The organism is Xanthomonas euvesicatoria, from assembly GCF_013112235.1.
In the GTDB taxonomy this organism is placed as follows: Bacteria; Pseudomonadota; Gammaproteobacteria; order Xanthomonadales; family Xanthomonadaceae; genus Xanthomonas; species Xanthomonas euvesicatoria.
Genome location: NZ_JABFFS010000001.1, coordinates 4,458,956 through 4,476,777, shown reverse-complemented (window position 1 = coordinate 4,476,777; position 17,822 = coordinate 4,458,956). Strand labels below are relative to the sequence as shown.

12 protein-coding genes are annotated in these 17,822 nt (G+C 63.8%); 7 read left to right on the top strand and 5 right to left on the bottom strand.

Going from position 1 to position 17,822, the window contains the following annotated elements; genetic code table 11:
* The first annotated feature begins 74 nt into the window (after positions 1 to 74).
* The 6 genes from soxR (at position 75) to HLH45_RS19240 (ending at position 10,650) form a co-directional block, all read left to right on the top strand.
* Complete coding sequence (soxR, locus tag HLH45_RS19265; protein ID WP_008573059.1) at positions 75 to 521, top strand: redox-sensitive transcriptional activator SoxR; 447 nt, start codon at positions 75 to 77, stop codon at positions 519 to 521.
* 230 nt (positions 522 to 751) lie between these two features.
* A complete protein-coding gene (locus HLH45_RS19260; protein WP_008573058.1) occupies positions 752 to 2,761 on the top strand; it encodes a M1 family metallopeptidase in 2,010 nt (669 codons plus the stop codon).
* Positions 2,762 to 3,792: 1,031 nt separating this feature from the next.
* Positions 3,793 to 6,951, top strand: a complete 3,159-nt coding sequence (locus tag HLH45_RS19255; RefSeq protein ID WP_008573056.1) for a TonB-dependent receptor — start codon at positions 3,793 to 3,795, stop codon at positions 6,949 to 6,951.
* Between the two features lie 325 nt (positions 6,952 to 7,276).
* On the top strand, positions 7,277 to 8,035 hold the full coding sequence (locus HLH45_RS19250; protein WP_029819933.1) for a SapC family protein: 759 nt from the start codon (positions 7,277 to 7,279) through the stop codon (positions 8,033 to 8,035).
* A gap of 4 nt (positions 8,036 to 8,039) precedes the next feature.
* The gene (locus tag HLH45_RS19245; protein ID WP_008573050.1) at positions 8,040 to 9,092 is read left to right on the top strand and encodes a cupin-like domain-containing protein; all 1,053 of its coding nucleotides are present in this window, start codon (positions 8,040 to 8,042) and stop codon (positions 9,090 to 9,092) included.
* 40 nt (positions 9,093 to 9,132) lie between these two features.
* Positions 9,133 to 10,650, top strand: coding sequence for a tryptophan halogenase family protein (locus HLH45_RS19240; RefSeq protein ID WP_033478687.1), 1,518 nt, complete (start codon positions 9,133 to 9,135; stop codon positions 10,648 to 10,650).
* A 302-nt stretch (positions 10,651 to 10,952) separates the two neighbouring features.
* Here the strand turns inward: HLH45_RS19240 and HLH45_RS19235 are convergent, their stop codons facing one another.
* The 3 genes from HLH45_RS19235 to HLH45_RS19225 form a co-directional block, all read right to left on the bottom strand.
* Positions 10,953 to 11,960, bottom strand: a complete 1,008-nt coding sequence (locus HLH45_RS19235) for an MBL fold metallo-hydrolase (protein ID WP_033478686.1) — start codon at positions 11,958 to 11,960, stop codon at positions 10,953 to 10,955.
* Positions 11,961 to 12,096: 136 nt separating this feature from the next.
* Complete coding sequence (locus tag HLH45_RS19230; protein ID WP_008573044.1) at positions 12,097 to 12,495, bottom strand: hypothetical protein; 399 nt, start codon at positions 12,493 to 12,495, stop codon at positions 12,097 to 12,099.
* 402 nt (positions 12,496 to 12,897) lie between these two features.
* A complete protein-coding gene (locus tag HLH45_RS19225) occupies positions 12,898 to 14,295 on the bottom strand; it encodes a trypsin-like serine peptidase (protein ID WP_008573041.1) in 1,398 nt (465 codons plus the stop codon).
* A gap of 689 nt (positions 14,296 to 14,984) precedes the next feature.
* Between HLH45_RS19225 and xopAP the strand changes: the two genes are divergently transcribed.
* Positions 14,985 to 16,061, top strand: coding sequence for a XopAP family type III secretion system effector (gene xopAP / locus HLH45_RS19215; protein ID WP_008573036.1), 1,077 nt, complete (start codon positions 14,985 to 14,987; stop codon positions 16,059 to 16,061).
* A 100-nt stretch (positions 16,062 to 16,161) separates the two neighbouring features.
* On the opposite strand, the gene HLH45_RS19210 is transcribed toward xopAP, so the two are convergent.
* The gene (locus HLH45_RS19210) at positions 16,162 to 16,335 is read right to left on the bottom strand and encodes a hypothetical protein (protein WP_223866282.1); all 174 of its coding nucleotides are present in this window, start codon (positions 16,333 to 16,335) and stop codon (positions 16,162 to 16,164) included.
* A gap of 76 nt (positions 16,336 to 16,411) precedes the next feature.
* The gene (locus HLH45_RS19205; RefSeq protein WP_008573035.1) at positions 16,412 to 17,794 is read right to left on the bottom strand and encodes an APC family permease; all 1,383 of its coding nucleotides are present in this window, start codon (positions 17,792 to 17,794) and stop codon (positions 16,412 to 16,414) included.
* Positions 17,795 to 17,822: the final 28 nt, after the last annotated feature.

Genomic DNA, 17,822 nt, shown 5'->3' with positions numbered 1-17,822 from the left:
TCGAGCCTTCACCGCTACTTGCACCGGTGAAGGCCGCGCAGCATCCTGCCTCAACCTAAGTTGAGGTCAAGGCAATGCAACGTGAGTTGTCCGTGGGCGAGGTCGCCAAGCGCAGTGGTGTTGCGGTGTCGGCGCTGCACTTCTACGAGCGCAAAGGCTTGATCAGCAGCCTGCGCACCGCCGGCAATCAGCGTCGTTATGCGCGCGATGTGCTGCGGCGTATCGCGGTGATTCGCGTGGCCCAGCGACTAGGCGTGCCGTTGCAGCAGGTGCTCGATGCCTTCTCGGTGTTGCCGGATCAACGCACGCCGACGCGTGCGGAGTGGGCGCGCATGTCGGCGCGTTGGCGGAGCCAGCTGGACGCGCGCATCAATGAACTGCAGGCCTGGCGCGACCAGCTCACCGACTGCATCGGCTGCGGCTGCCTGTCGCTGCGCCGCTGCCGCCTGAGCAATCCGGACGATGCCATGGGCCGCAGTGGTGAGGGGGCGTTGCGATTGGGTGGCCTGATGGCGGAGTAAGTCGGCCTGGCCAGCCGGCCCGTCGCACCGGGCCGAGCGGGGAGGGCCGAGCGGGGAGGGCCGGCGTCGCGCGGGCGCTCTGCGCGTGCGGTGCGTGACTGGGCCTCCACCAGAGCAGCCATCGGCGGCCACCTCCCAAACCTCAGGCAGCCGCAACCGGGACCAATGGCATTCCCGCGCGCGGCAAACTGCGCCGTAGGATGGGAATTCCCTCCGCCGCAGGATTTCGCATGACCCCCACCGTGCGCCGATCACTCACCGTTGCATTGTCGCTGGCCTGCGTCGCTGCGGCGGCGCTTGCCGCTGCCGCGCCAGCCCGCGCCGCTCCCGCTGCCACGCCTGCGCCGGCGAGCGTGTTCGATCCGCTGGCCTTGTTCGCGCCCCTGCAATTGCCCGACGCTCCGAATAGCTACCGCAGCGGCAGCGGCGTACCTGGCCCGGCGTTCTGGCAGAACCGCGCCGATTACGATCTCAACGCGAGCATCGACCCGGCAACGCATTCCCTCAGCGGCGAGGCCGCCATCACCTACACCAACCACAGCCCCGACACGCTGGACGTGCTGTGGCTGCAACTGGACCAGAACATCTACCGCGCCGATGCGCGCGCTGCCGCCAGCCGGCCGCTCAAGCGCAAGGAGTTCACCGATGGCATGCAGATCGCCAGCGTCGAGATCGATCAAGGCGGGCGCCGCCAGCCGGCGCGCTTCATCGTCGACGACACCCGCATGCGGGTGGATCTGCCGCAACCGCTGGCCGGGCAGGGCAAGGCGCTCACCGTGCACATCCGTTACCGCTACACGATTCCCGGCACCTGGGGCGGGCGCACGGCCGTCAGTGCCAGCAAGCAAGGCGAGATCTACGAGATTGCGCAGTGGTATCCGCGCATGGCGGTGTACGACGATCTGCGTGGCTGGGACACGCAACCGTATCTGGGATCGGAGTTCTACCTGGAGTACGGCAATTTCGACTATGCCGTGACCGTGCCGGTGGGCTTTCTGGTCGCCGGCTCCGGCGCGCTGACCAATCCGCAGGACGTACTCAGCCGCACCGAACAGCAACGCCTGGAACACGCCCGCAGCAGCGACCGCACCGTGCTGATCCGCACGCCTGCCGAGGTAACCGCAGGTACGGCCAAGCCGGCGGGCAAGGGCACGCAAACCTGGCGCTTCCACATGGATCACACCCGCGACGTCGCATTTGCCGCATCGCCGGCGTTCGTCTGGGATGCGGCGCGCATCAATTTGCCGGGCGGCAAGCACGCGCTTGCGATGTCGGTGTACCCGGTGGAAGGCGTGGGCGCAGACAAGTGGAACCGCTCTACCGAATACGTCAAAGGCGCGATCGAACATTTTTCGCAGTGGTATCCGTATCCGTGGCCGGCAGCGATCAACCTGGGCGGCTATGGGGCCGGCATGGAATATCCGGGCATCGTCTTCGATGGTTTCGAAGACGGCGGCAAGGACCTGTTCTGGATCACCGCACACGAAATCGGCCACACCTGGTTCCCGATGATCGTCGGCTCCAACGAGCGCCGGCATGCGTTCATGGATGAAGGTTTCAATACCTTCATCGACGTGTATGCATCGGATGCGTTCAACAAGGGCGAATACGCGCCCAAGCGCGATTCGGAATATGCGCCCAAAGGTGGCAACCCGGTCGACGAAATCCTGCCGTTACTGGCCGACACCCACGCGCCGACGTTGATGGATAACGCAGATTCCACCAGCGAGACCTATCGCCATCCGCTGACCTACTTCAAGGGTGCTCTCGGCCTGGTGCTGTTGCGCGAGCAGATCCTGGGACCGGCGCGTTTCGATCCTGCATTTCGCAAATACATCGCCACCTGGGCTTACAAGCATCCCACGCCCTCGGACTTCTTCCGGCTGATGGAAAGCGAAAGCGGTGAGGACCTGTCCTGGTGGTGGCGCGGCTGGTATCTCAACAATTGGCAGCTGGACATGGGCATCGCCGACGCGCATTACGTCGACCACGACCCGGCCAAGGGAGTGCAAGTCACATTGCGCAGCAGGCAGAAGTTGGTGATGCCGGCGACCCTGCGTGCGGACCTGGCCGATGGCAGCCACCTGGACCGACGCATTCCGGTGGAAACATGGCTGCAGACCACTACCCCCACAGTCACCGTGCCAACTACCCAGAGAGTGCTGCACGTCACCTTGGACCCGGACCATGTGCTGCCAGATGCCGACCGCAGCGACGCGCGCGCGGACGTGAGCGGCTGAGCATTGCGCGAGGCGTGGGTGCAGACGTGGCCGCAGCGCGGTCGCGTCGGTGGCTGCGTGCGGCAACCGCCGACGAAAACGGAAACAAGCGCCTGCGTTGATCACCGGGCGAGCGCAGCAGTTGCCCGGCATCGCTCGGCAGCAGACGACGTGGCTCCTGTGCGATGAGGATGGGTTCGCCCGACGACAAATTAGTGCGCTCGTTGTCTGCCCGGACGCGGCGCAATCGATTGCGAAGCGTGCACCGTCTCCTTCGCGCGCAATGCATGTCGCTGCACTGACACACAGGTGACGTGCAATCGGCAGGCGCATGCAGTGCGTTGCCGCGTCCTGTGCAGCGCCGACTTCGACATGCGCAATCCAGACGGGCGGCACTGCTCGTAAACCCAGATTTGCGCAATCGCCGTATTCGACTCCATTGCGACACGTTCATTGTGCAAATTTCACCGTTCGACCCGACGGTTTTTGCGTAATGCCGTGATAACGCTTACAGCCCCGCCAGTATTGAAAACCGCATGCGGGCTCAAGCGACTGCGGTATCGGCTGTAACAGTGCACAGCCATCACTATGCTGCAACGCACGGTGACAAGCCCTTTATGCCCTGACTAGGCTGCGCGGCATGTTAGCGCTATCACTGGCTGACACGTCGTGCAAAGAACCTGCAACAAACGCAACAATGGCGTGGCAACGCCTTTGCTGCGGCGGGTAGACGTGCACGCACATCGCAGGTCGACGGTCGAAGGGGCGATCGGCAGCCTGCGTGCTAGGGGACAGATCGAGGGCAACTGAGACAACGTCAAGCGGTTGTTGCGTGGTGCGTGTGGCGCGGTGCAAGGATGGAGATGCCATCAGGACATGTCCGATCCAGGCGCCGGCTGCGCCCGCACGACAAATGCATGGCGTTGGATTGGTGGCTCCAGCAGTTGCAGCAGCGTTGGCCACGGCCTGTCGGGCAGTGGCCACGATTCCGCCGTATCGCATGCCGCGATACCGGCCGTTGGCGGTTGGACTCCACTCCCGAGGACACATCGATGCGTCGTACGTTGAACAGCTTCAAGTCGAAGGCCATGTTCACCTTCGTTGGTGGCCTGTTGGTCATCAATCCCGCTTTTGCGCAGGATGTCGCTCCGCCGCCTGCACCGGCGCCGCAATCCAGCAGTGATTCCGCCACCACCCTGGATGCCGTCAACGTGACCGGTATCCGCAACAGTCTCAACCAATCGATGGGCATCAAGCGCGATGCCGCCGGCGTGGTGGATGCGATCAGCGCCGAAGACATCGGCAAGTTTCCGGACACCAACCTGGCCGAATCGCTCCAGCGCATCACTGGCATTTCCATCGAGCGCCGTGATGGCGAGGGCGCGCAGGTCACCGCACGCGGCTTCGGCCCGCAGTTCAACACCGTCACCCTCAACGGCCGCCTGATCCCCGGTGCCGATGCGTTCGGTGCGCCCGGCCAGACGCCGATCGGCGGCGTGGATGTCGGCACGCGCGCGTTCAACTTCGCCCAGCTCGCCTCCGAAGCCATTACCGGCATCGAGGTGTTCAAGACCAGCCGCGCAACGGCGCCCAGCGGCGGTATCGGTGCGACGATCAATATCCAGACCGACAAGCCGTTCAATCACGATGGCGTGGTGGCCAACGCCGGTGCCAAGATGGTGTCCGACCGCTCCGAGCCCTTCGGCGATTCGCTCACCCCGGAAGTGTCGGGCATCTTCAGCTATACCAACCCGGACAAGACCTTCGGTATCGGCCTGAGCGCCAGCTACCAGAAGCGCCATGGCGGTTCGGTCCAAGCCACCGAAAACACCTGGAACATCCAGCGTTGGACCGGTACCGACCCGGCACTGCGCCCGGACGCGGTGGTGACCAATGCCCCGGCGATCGGCCAGTTGTATGGCATGCCCAACGATCTGCGCTACGCATTCGCCGATTTCCAGCGCGAACGCATGAACGGCCAGGCGGTGATGCAGTTCGCACCGACCGACAGCCTGACCCTGACCCTGGATTACACCTACTCGGCCAACGAAATTCGCGAAGAGCGCGGCGAGCAGGGCATCTGGCTGCAGCGCGCCAACAGCTTTACCGATCTGACCTTCGATACCGGCCAGGCCGTGGCCACGCCGGTCTATCTGCGCGATGTGCCTAATGGCGCGAAGGACTTCGGCATGGAACAACAGCGCAACGAGCAGAAGTACACGCTCGGCTCGCTGGGCTTCAATGCCGACTGGCAAGTGAGCGACCGCTTCCAGTTGAGCTTCGATGCGCATAACTCCAAGACGCAAAGCTTGCCCAACGACCCGACCACGGGCGGCAGCGCGACCTACTTCAGTTTCGCCGGCACCAACAACTGCACCAATGGGCCGTACTGCGGCGGCCAATGGGGGCAGGAATTGTGGTTCAACAATTCCTTGCCGATCGGCGCACGCACCTGGTATCCCACTGCGGCCGATTCGCTGGCAAACACCAATGGCGTGGTCAATCCCGCATTCACGCCCGCCGAGCTCGGCTCGCAGGTGCTGCGCATTTTCTATCAGAAGCAGGTGACCGAAACCAAGGAAGGACGCCTGGACGGCAAGTTCGACTTCGACGACGGGCGCTTCCAGTTTGGCGTGAGTTCGACCAACACCACCATGCAACGCCGGGTCAGCGAGACCAACTCGCCGCTGGGCGATTGGGGCGTGGCCAATGCAGGCAACGAGCCGGGCATGGTCGCATTGCTGCAACCGGTGAGCATCACCGGCATGTTCAAGGACTTCAATCCCAGCGGCGCGGCGTCCAGTGCGTGGCGTGGCGATGCCGACCAGCTGGCGCTGTGGGGCGGAAGCCAGTACGGCGCAACCACGCGCTACAACCCGCAATACACCGCAGACAACCGGGTGGAAGAAAAGACCCGTGCGGCCTACGTGCAGTTGGAACTTGCCGGTGCCATCGCCGGGATGACCACCAATACGCGGCTGGGTCTGCGCTACGAGCGCACCGACGTGGAGTCCACCTCGCAGGTGGCCACGCCCACCGCGCTGCTGTGGCTGTCCAACAACGACTTCCAGTTGATCCGGTCTACCGACCAGCAGCCTTTCAGCGAGAAGACCAGCTACAACTACGTGCTCCCCAACATGGACTTCAGCATCGATTTCACCGATTCGCTGAAAGGCCGTGCCTCGTTCGGCCAGACCATCGCGCGCGCACCGTACAACAATCTCATCGCCGGACCCACGCCCAATACGCCCAACGGCTCGATCCTGATCAACCCGTCCAACCGCGCCGGCGGCGACTCGCAGACGCCCACGCTCGATCCGTTGGAATCGGACAACCTCGATCTGGCACTGGAGTGGTATTTCGCCGACGCCAGCTATGTGTCGGCGACGTTTTGGAACAAGCGCGTGAGCAATTTCATCGGCAATACCGTCACGCGTGAATCGCTGTACGGACTGACCGACCCCACTTCGGGGCCGGATGCCCAGGCCGCGCTGGCGTTCCTGCAAAGCGGTGCCTGCGCCGCACAGGTGGGCGCGGCCGGCAACGATGTCGCGGGCGCGTGTTCGGCCAACGACACCTCGCTGTTTGCGGCCATGGCACTGCTGCGCAATGCTGCTGCCACCGGCGGGCTGAGCGCCTACAACGGCAGTTCGGCGCAAAGCCTTGCGTTGGAGAATGCCTACGATATCGCCGGCAATGCCTCCGACCCGCTGTATCAGTTCGATGTGTCGCGGCCGATCAACCAGAACAAGGCCAACATCCACGGCTGGGAACTCGGCGGCCAGTACTTCTTCGGCAGCACCGGCTTCGGCATCTACGCCAACTACACCATCGTGGAAGGGGATGTGGCGTTCGATAACACCGTGATCGATCGCGATCAGTTTGCCTTGCTCGGTTTGAGCGACACCGCCAACGTCATGCTGATGTACGAAAAGTATGGCTGGAGCGCACGCCTGGCCTGGAACTGGCGTGACGAATACCTGATCGCTGCCAACCAGGACAATGCCAACCGCAACCCGTACTACGTCGAGCCGTATCAGCAGTTCGACCTCAGCGTCAGCTACGCCTTCAACAAGCAGCTGTCGGTGGGCTTCGAGGCGATCAACCTGACCGGTGAAGACGTACGTTGGCACGGCCGCTCGGAGAAGCAGATCATCCGCCTGATCGACCAGCAACCGCGTTACACGCTGGGCGTGCGGTACGCGTTCTGATCCACCACGCGTTGTTAGCCGTCAATCCTGCGGCCGCCATCGTGTGATGGCGGCCGCAACCGGTTATTGCGCCGTTGCGCGCGTACGGTCTGCAGCCGCGTTTGCCGCAGTGCTCGCGCCGTCGGTGTGTGGGCGAACGGCCTTGCCATGCGCACGCATGCGCCACGCGCCGGCCTTCGGCGCCATGCAGCGCGTTGCTGCCCTGCGGCTTGCCGGCGCACGCATTTTTGGCAATGCTCAGCATCGATAAGCACGCGGGGAATGCGTGCGCCCGAATTCCCTCATGACTGCAGCGCTCCGCGATGGACGGCTGCTGGAGTTTCAGATGACGCGATACGCAGTGCTCAACAACGTGGCGCATCACGACCTGCGCGTGATCCTGCGCTTTGGTGCGCAATTCGGCGACGCGGTCGGCGTGGTGCCGGCCTTCGTCACCGAATATGCCGAGCTGCAGCGCGAGTACCCGCTGTTCTTCCGCAAGGATCCGGCCGGGGGTGGTTACCAGCCGGTGGCGCTGCTGGGCTTCGCACAGGATGAAAACCTGTTCCTGCAGGACGGGCGCTGGAATGCCAGCTATCTGCCGGGCATCGTTGCCAAGGGGCCGTTCCTGATCGGTTTCCAGGAGCAACACGTCGATGGGGCGCTGGTGCAGGAGCCGGTGATCCATGTCGACCTGGAACATCCGCGTATCAGCCGCAGCGAGGGCGAGGCGGTGTTCCTGCCGCAAGGCGGCCACAGCCCGTATCTGGAACACATCATCGGCGTGTTGCGCGGCATCCGCGATGGCGTGGACGCGGGACAGGCGATGGCGGCCGCTTTCGACGCGCTCGGCCTGATCCAGCCGGTGCGGCTGGACGTTGCGCTGGATGCCAGCCATGCCACGCAGTTGCAGGGCTTGTTCGCGATCGACCGCGAGCGGCTGGCCGCCCTGGATGCGCAAGCGCTGCAGCAGTTGCATCAGGCCGGCTATCTGGAAGGTGCCTTCCTGATGCTGGCATCGCTGCACAACGTGCGCCGGCTGATGGCCGAGAAGCAGCGCCGCCTGCTGCAGTCGCACAGCGCCCCCGTTGCCGCGTACGCCTGAGCGTATGGCCGCACGTGCCACCGATCTGTCCGTCGCTGCAGGCGCCGCCATCGCCATTGCCGAGCGCGGAGACTGTGGCCCGGATGCGTTGTCGCTGCCCGCACTTTGCCAGGCCGCCGAGCCGGTGGTGCTGCGTGGCGTTGCGCGGCACTGGTCGCTGGTGCAGGCCGGGCTGCGCGGCGCCGATGAGGCCATGGCGCTGTTGCGCGCGCACGATACCGGCCGCCCCCTGCAGTATTCCTATGGCGGCCCGGAGATCGGCAGCCGCCCGTTTTATCGCGACGATTGCAGCGCGCTCAACTTCCAGGTGCAGCGCGGCAGCGTGAGTACCTTGCTGGATGCCATTGCGGCACATCGTGACGACCCGCAGCCGCCCACCTATTATCTGGCCTCGTTGCCGGTGGACGCCAATCTGCCAGGGTTGCGCGCCCACAACGATCTGGATGTGGCTGCCAACGGCAGCCCCGTGCAGCCCAGCATCTGGATCGGTAACCGGGTGATCGCTTCGTGCCACTACGATGCGCTGGACAACCTGGCGTGCTGCGCGGTCGGGCAACGGCGCTTTACGCTGTTTCCGCCGGAGCAGGTCGCCAATCTGTATCCGGGTCCGCTCGATCCTACGCCGGGCGGGCAGGTGGTGAGCATGGTCGATTTCGCCGATCCGGACCTGCAACGCTTTCCGCGTTTTGCCGATGCCTTGCCGCATGCGCGCAGCGTGGTGCTGGAGCCGGGCGATGCATTGTTCATTCCCAGCATGTGGTGGCACCACGTCCAATCGCTGCAGCCGTTCAACGTGCTGATCAATTACTGGTGGAGCAGTGCGCCAGCGCACTTGCCTGCCGCGATGCCGGCGCTGTATCACGCGCTGTGGGCGATTCGCGACCGTCCGGCAGTGGAAAAACAGGCATGGCGCGCGTTGTTCGATCACTACGTGTTCGGCCCTGCCGAGCAGGCCGGCGAGCATCTGCCCGAACCGGCGCGCCATGCGCTCGGCCCCATCGACCCCATGCTGTCGCGGCAGCTGCGCGCCATGCTGATCGGCAAGTTGAACCGCTGATGTGCAGCACCGCCCTCAACCCATGCCACAGGAGTGCGCAGTGACTCAGGCTCAGATTCGCAAGGTGGTGATCGCCGGTGGTGGAACGGCCGGCTGGATCGCTGCCTGTGCGCTTTCGCATCAATTCCGCAATTTGCTGGACATCACCCTGGTCGAGTCCGAGCAGATCGGCACCGTCGGCGTGGGCGAATCCACGGTGCCGCCCATCCGCACCTTCCACCGGTTCCTGCAGATCGACGAGCAGGAATTCCTGCGTGCGGTGGCAGGTACCTTCAAGCTGTCGATCTCGTTCGAGCATTGGCGCCGCCAGGGCGAGCGCTACATCCATCCATTCGGCATCACCGGGCAGAGCACCCTGGTGTGCGCGTTTCATCACCTGTGGCTGGAAAGCCAGCGCCGCGGCATGCCGGGCAGCTTCGGCGATTACTGCCTGGAAACGGTGGCCTCGCGCGTGGACCGCTTTGCGCTGCATGGCGAGCCGGCGGTCAATTACGCCTATCACCTGGATGCGGCGCTGTATGCCAAGTTCCTGCGCGCGCGCAGCGAGGGCTGCGGCGTCAAGCGTGTCGAAGGCAGGATTCAGCAGGTGACCGTGCAGCCGCACAGCGGCGATGTCGCCAGCCTGGTGCTGGAAGACGGGCACGTGATCGAAGGCGATTTGTTCATCGATTGCAGTGGCTTCCGCGGTCTGCTGATCGAGCAGACCCTGCACACCGGCTACGAAGACTGGAGCCATTGGTTGCCGTGCGACCGTGCGGTAGCGGTGCAGACCGAAGCCCTCGGCCCACCGGTGCCCTACACCCGCGCCATCGCGCACGAAGCCGGCTGGCGCTGGCATATTCCGTTGCAGCATCGCGTCGGCAACGGCCTGGTGTTTTCGAGCAAGCACCTGTCCGATGACGAAGCACACGCCAAGCTGCTGCGCGATGTGGCTGCGCCTGCCGTCAAAGAGCCGTGGATGGTGCCGTTTCGCACCGGCCGCCGGCTCAAGGCCTGGAACAAGAATGTGGTCTCGCTCGGTCTGGCCAGCGGCTTTATCGAGCCGCTGGAATCCACCAGCATCCATCTCACCATCTCTGCAGTGGTGCGGCTGCTGGCGCTGTTTCCGGCCGACGGCATTGCGCCCTCGCAGGTGCAACTGTTCAACGACGTCAGCCGCGCTGAAATGGAGCACGTGCGCGACTTCGTCACCTTGCACTACCACGCCACCCAGCGCGACGAACCGCTATGGCAGCAGTGCCGGCAGATGGAACTGCCCGAGTCGCTCGCGCTGCGCCTGCGTGCCTGGCGCGAACGCGCGCACGCCTGGCAGGGTGCCGATGAACTGTTTCGTGTCGATTCCTGGACGCACGTGCTGATGGGGCAGGGCATTGCGCCCGAGCAGCATCACCCGTTGACGCGCGCATTTTCCGACCACGACCTGCGCCGCCTGCTCGACGGTATCGCCCAGCCGATCCAGCACGCCGTGCAGCAGATGCCCTCGCAGCAGGACTTCATCGAGCGCTACTGCAAGGCAGGCGAACAGGTGTGGGGGATGCGTAGCCCGGTGCCTGCCTAGAGCGGGTCATGCACCTTGAGATGAGGTGCATTGCCCATCAGCGGAGGCGTGCGGCGTCGCGGTGCTTGGCGGCTTGGCTGTGGCGTCAAGGCAAGCCGCGCGGCGCGCACTCCGTGCTGCTGGCGGCCAATCCTCCGGGAAGCGCCCTGTGGCGCACCGAGACCGCGTTGCACGCCTTGCCCAGGCGGCCAGCCTGGACAAGGCGCACGCCTTACTCGACGCGCTACACGACGCCTCGCACTCCCTCAACGTACATAACACGCTCTGGGGCCGGCATTGGATCGCGGCGGGCGGGCGCAGTGCTACAGCCGCATCAGATCCTTGCCCACCACGATCGGCCCGGTGTAATGCTTGCGCGCGCCTTCGCTCCACATCGCATCGGTGATGGACGCATCGCCGCCGGGGACGAAGTGATTGAGCACGAGCATCTTCGCGTTGGCCGCAGCCGCAATCATGCCGACCTCTTCGCTGGTGGAGTGGCTCTTGAGCAGATGGTCGAGCAATGTGGGTGCGTTGTCGTTGGCCTTCAGCATCGTCTGCAACGCCGGCAGATACATCACCTCGTGCACCAGGACGTCGGTGTTCTTGGCGAACTCGGCCAGCGCGGGCAGGTAGCGCGTATCGCCGGAAAACACCACGCTGCGGTCGGGCGCCTCGAACCGATAGGCGAAGGCCGGCTTGAGCGTGTAATGGTCCACCAAGGTGGCGGTGACGGTGACCTGATCGTTCTTCAGAACGGTGCCGGGCTGGTCGAACTCATGCACATGGATGAGTGCTTCGAACGGCGGGCGGCCTTCCTCACGGATGCGTGCCTGGATGTCGATGGCATTCATGGCGACAAACGCGTCCACCATCCTGGCGATGCCGGGTGGGCCATACAGATGCACCGGCGTCTGCAGGCCGCTGGCCCAGGCCAGCCACACCACGTTGAGCAGATCGGCGTTGTGGTCGGAATGGTGGTGGGTCAGAAAGATATCGCGCAGCATGGGCAGTCGCATGCCGGCCTTGACCAGTTGCTGCGCCACGCCGTTGCCGCAATCGATGAGATACGGTTGCCCGTCGATGACCAGGGCATTTGCGGCCGCGGCCCGCAATGGCGAAGGTGTCGGGCCACCCTTGGTGCCCAGCAGCACCAGCACGCTGCCCTTGGCCGGAAAGGGTGCAGGCGGCGCGGAGTCGGGCTTGGCGGATGTTCGTCGTGCCGGCGGACGCACAGCAGCACCGAGCTGCCCCACCGCAGTCAGCGAACTCGCAGCTAATGCAGTGCGTAGCAGCGTGCGGCGGGAGCGGAAGGGATGGGATGCGGTCATTGCGGCTCGTGCCGATGTGCGTGGGTTGGGTGTCGATGCAAGTTTGCGTGCTGTACACACCATACGGCAGGCGTCGCTGGCAGCAATCCGCAACAGCGGTTGGGGCGCTATTTTTTCGCTGCGCCTGCTGCCATTCTCAAAATTCGCGTGCAATGAATTCATCCAAGGCCGGCGAACGATAGAACGCCATGCATTGGGCGAAGATGCGATTGAACGGGCCGCGGCGCGCTTCGTCCTTCATCGGGACTTCGCGCTTGTCAAACCCCGCCGTGCTGGCGTCGACAAAGCGATGCAGGCGGTCGGTCGCGCCGACCTTGGCGTTGTCCATCGCATATGTGGTGAGCAGATACGAGCGGTCGCGTAGCTGATCGGGTGCGTACTTGCTGCTACGCGTGTAGTTGTTATCCAGGCACCGCTGCAGCGCATAGGCCTTGATGTCCTCGCGATCGGCCCGCTTGCCGGCCGCCAGGGCGGAGGCTTGCAGCGCCACGGCAACAAGGATGATGACCAGCAGTGGGGCACGTGCGCGAACCATGGGCGACCGTTGTGAAGGAACAGGCCCCATCAGTCTGCATCATTGCGCCGCTCGCCGCCGCTAGTGCGCCGTTGGTGCAGTCGACGTCAATCAGGCATTCCCCGATTGGCCGAAGTGGATCTGGTACACCTATGGCGCCGGCAACCGCACACCGATCAATGTGTTGAGCGAGGCTGCAAAAAACAGCCGTGGAGCGATGTCTCGCGCTAGCACGTCACGCCGTTGCCTTGAGTGCGTGGCAAGAAGATGGTGGTGGCATTGGACAGCCTGCGGACACTTCAGTGCACGGATCAACGCATGCACGGTCGCTGAGCCGAAGACGCATCGCCCGGCAAACGGATTGCCCGGCGATGCGCGATCAAGCGTGGCAGGCACAAGGTCGCCTGCCACGCGGCTTACCGCTTACTGGCCGAAGTAGGTGGAAATGGTGGAATACACGTCCGAGAAACGCGAGTAGTAATCCGGATCGGTCTGCGCGCTACAGAACGAATAGCCGCCATACAGGCCGCCACGCAGCTGGTAGGCGCCACCGCTGGCAACGGTGAACAGGCCCGAGCCGGACGAGCCGCCTTCGGTCACACCGTCGCTCCACACCACGCGATAGAGCGGGCTCTTGCCATCGATGGAGCTGCTCAGTGCATTCACCGTGCCCAGCGAATACTTCTTGACGTCGCCCGATGGGTGATGGATGCCGACAATCGAGGTGCCGGTGGAACCGATCGCCGCGCTATTCCACGCTGCATAGAACGCGCCGCTTGGCGGTGCGGTCTTCAGCTCCAGCAATGCGGTGTCGCGCGTGGTGTTGGCATGCCGCAGGAACGCGCCGCCCGTCAATGTGGTTGCCTGCGAGCTGACCGTACTGCCATTGCAGCTGGCCGCATCGTAGAACCAGTAGGTCTGCAGCGTGTTGGCCACCGTCTGCGTGCTGATGCAATGCGCCGCGGTCCAGAACAGGTTGCGCTTGGGCGAATTGGTATTGTTGAGCAGCGTGCCGGTGCACAGGAACGAGCCCTGGCTGGTGGTGAACACCATGCGTGCCACCGCCTTTGCGGCGCTGGTGAAGCCGGTCGTGGGGTTGGCACGGCAGACGATGTCGTTCTGACAGGAATCGCTTTCGCCGATGGCAATGGTCATCATGTCGCGCGGGCTGGCAGTGGGGCTGATATCCAGATGCGACAACTGCGGAATGCTGAGGCTGAAGTTTTCCGGATACAACCCGGCCGGCAGCGACAGCTCGACCAGCAGATCCTCGCCACTCACCGTCGGCGACCAACCGATATCGTTGCCGCTGGCAGCAAAGCTGGCGCCGGATTGCTCGAACACGCGACCATCGTTGCCGGCAAAGCGCAGCGTCACCTTGGATGGGTCGCCAGGCGTTGCACCGGCGCCACGCAGTACCAGCGATGCACGCAGCGACGCCGCCTGTGCGGAGCTGACTTTGAGACTGGCCACGCGCGAGCCATCGGGAGCCATCTGCCAATCCAGCTTGGACAGGTTCACCGTCGGCTGTGTCACCGCACGCGAAAAACCGATCTGCAACGGCTGCCCATGCTTGACCTGTGCAATACGACGTTCGCGCACACGACCCATTTCGGCGCTGGTAGGTGCGGTGAGCTGCACCACGCGCGTGGGCAGAACGCCGCCGCGTAAACTTGCCGACTGCAACGTGGCCGCACCAAGCTTGGCCGCCTGCGGCGCGGTGGTGACCGGCGCTGCATCCATCTCGGTCGGCGGGGCGGCCGCTGCGGTGCCGGAAACAGCGGAAAACAACGCCAGATACATCGCGTTCTTGCGATTCATGGGTAGTCCTTCTCGTCAGGGATCGTCAGGCTGCAGCGGGGGCTGCAACAAGCGGGCGCCATCGTTGGCGCCGAACGAGCCTAGCGAAACTTTAAAGCTGAATATGTGCTGAAAATCTCGTTCGGGAATGAAAGGTCGTGATCGATATAGTGCCCGCACGCGTCTGTCATCCACTGGGCCGTCATGCCGTCGGCCCCGGGCGGTGCATAGGCTCCCAGGGCGGCCATGTTGGTTCTAGTCAGCAGGTGCAAGTCCAGCATCCAGCTGCGCAGTGGCAGCTTGGTGTGTTCAATCCACGTCATAGTCGTGGTGGCGATCAGCGCTCCTAGGGCCTCGGGCGACCTCAACCCGGCCTTGAGGGATGCACAGCGATGGTGGAGCCAGTGAATCCTTCGTTCGTTTTCACGGCGGTGGACGACATCTCTGGCTGCGTGCCAGGTGGGGATATAAACAGAATCTCTGCGCACTCACCTGAAACATGTCGCATGCGACCCACCTCAACTTCTTTTCCAAGGCTGCCGCACGCGCAATCGCGCGACGGCGATAGCGACGTGCCTGCCTCCGCGACCGCTTTCCCCTGGCACGCGCGTGACAGCGCCAGTGCGTTTCCAGGTCTCAGTGCTGCGCCGGTCAAACGCGGACGTAACGCGACACGATCGATCACGGCAGGTGCCTGGCGGTCATCTGGCATGCGTCTGCCGCAGGTAGATACCCAGGCATGCGATCTCGTCAGCGCGATTGCCCAAGTGGATCGTGCATCGGCGCAGCCGCACGGACAGGATCCGCAATGGGAAATACGCTGCCGCACTGTGCTCGAAAGCATGCGCGCATGCGCAGGCGAATCCTACAAGGGCGATCCGGCGACGGTGGCTGACATCGGTGGGTTGCATCTGAATGTGCCGATGTCCACGCGGCGGTTGAAACTCTGGGAGCGAGAGACCGACGATGTGATTGTGGCGGTGCTGGGTTTTTCCGGCACATGCCTGAATGCGACCGACGATCTGTTATGCGATATGAAAAGCCAGATCGCACAGGTACACGTCAACATATTTGACGAGCGCCTTCCGACCTTGGGCAAGGTTGGAGCAGGCTGGCAGGAATGGTGGCAGTCCGAAGCTCAGTTGCCGCGCGCCGACGGAACCGTCATGAAGGACGTGTTGAAACGCTACACGAATCGCGCGCGGGAGAGCGGCAAGGCGTTGTCGATGTCGTTGACGGGACACAGTCTGGGCGCAGCAGCGGCCACGCTCGCCGGCTTCGACATCACGCACTTTCTGCGCGCGGCCGGAGCCCCGGGCAAGATCAGCATTTATTCATTCAATCCACCGCGCCTCGGGCCAGCGGGCGCCGACACACACTATATGCAAAGCTTAAGATCGAACGACAGCGAACTGCGATTCACGCTGCGCCAGTTTACGCGCGCCCTGGATCCGATCCAGTCGGTGCCCTTTTTCATGCATCACCCGCACTGGGATCACCCCGGGGCTGCTGACGAGCGCGCCGGCAGCACCAGCGGTGATCGCTTCGCTCAGTTCATCACCGTGACGGACGGCCCGGCCAGCACTGTCAACCTGGCGGACAATCACGAATTGACGTTGTGGCGCTCTTATTTCCTGTCCAAGATCGAGCCGGGCGATCTGCAGCGCATCTTTTCTCCCATGGAAGTGTCGCAGGGAACATCCGAAGACCGGCGTCTTCCCCGCAGGCAATTGTTCACCTCGTGGCTGCCGTACCGCCAGCCGCCGGCCACTCGCCGGCCGGATTAGATAGCCGGCAATAAATTGCAAATGAGTTTTCCAGGCCAAGAGAGAGTTTCTAAATTTTTGATTGATCCTGACTCCTGGCCACGAAGATCGCTGCTGCACGTCAAACCGGCTCCAGGCACTGCTTGGACTGCAACATGCCCGTGGCAAGTCGTGGCAGCGCATCGTGAAGCGGATCGACGGTGAGCGATCGTCCATCTCTGCAAGTCAAGCCCTGTGTATTTGCGCTGATGGCGTGATGCACCACCTTGATGACGTGTTTGAGGTTGCCCAGCACGAGATTGATCCGTCGCACACCGCAGCACGGGTGGGCCAGGAGCACGCCGGCACAACAGACGGTGCTGCTGTTGAGGCTATTCCAGCGCGTCGCTGGCGCGCAATTCGGTGGAGCGTCCGCTGAGTTTCAGAAACGCCAGTACCGTCAGCCCCACTGCCATCCACGCAGCGCCGCCCAGTTGTGCATGCAGGTCGGCATTGAGCAGGACGTAGGCCAGGATGACGATCCCGATCAGGGGCACCACGCCATGCAGCACACGCCGGCCGTGGGTGCGGAAGTGCCACAGCACTGCGATATGCAGCAACACGAAGGCGGTCAGTGCGCCGACGTTGCACAAGGACGACAGCAGCGCGATCTGCCCGACGAAGACTTCGCCCAGTACCAGGCTCAGGCCCGCCACCAGCAGGATCGCGCGCTGCGGTACGCCGGTACGCGGGTGGATGTAACTCAGAAAGCCCGGCAATTGCCGGTCGCGCGCCATGGCGAACAACAGTCGCGACGTGGCCGCCTGTGCAACCAATGAATTGGCGATTGCCGCGCTGATCGCCACCGTGAGCGCAATGACAATTTGCAGCCATGGTCCGGCGATCAACCGCCCGATCTCGAAGAACGCATCGTTGGATGCCTGCGGGCTTGGGTAGCGCTGCAGGGTAGGCTGCAGCAATGCCGCCAGCCAGGTTTGCAGGATGAACAGCCCTGCCACGATCAGCAAGGCCAGCAAGGTTGCGCGCCCCACCACGCGGTTGCCGCCGCGCGCTTCCTCGGACATGGTGGAGATCGCATCGAAGCCGAGGAACGACACCACCGCCACCGACAACGCGCTGAAGATCAGCTGCGGAGAAAACGCCTGCGGGTTATACAGGGGGCGCCAGCTCCAGTGCGCGCCATTGACGCCGCGCTGGATCGCCAGCGTCGCCAGCACCACGAACATCGCCAGGACCAGCAACTGCGCAAGCAGGAAAAAGCGATTGGCGCGTGCGGTGGTTTCGATGCCACGCAGGTTCACCACCGTGTTGAGCACCACGAAGAACCCAATCCACGCCGGCTGCGGTATCGCCGGCAATACGGTCTGCATCGCATTGGCGCCGACCACGTACAACAGCGTCGGCACCAGCAGGTAGTCGAGCAGAATCGCCCAGCCAGCCAGAAATCCCATGCCGCTGCTCAGCCCGCGCCCGACATAGGCATATACCGAACCGGCCACCGGAAATGCCTGCGACATCTGCTGGTAGCTCAGTGCGGTGAACAGCATTGCCACGAAGCCGACCAGGTAGGTCAGCGGCACCATCCCGGCACTGATGTCGAAGACGCCGCCGAAGATCGAGAACGGCGCCGTGGGCACCATGCACACCAGCCCGTAGATCAACAGATCCTTCAGCGTGAGCTGCCGCTTGAGCTCCTGTGCGTAGCCGAAGCGTTGCAGCGTGGCCGCATCGTCGCGGCGGGGCGTGTCGGTCATGCAGGTGTCCGTTGCAAGGAATGCCGGC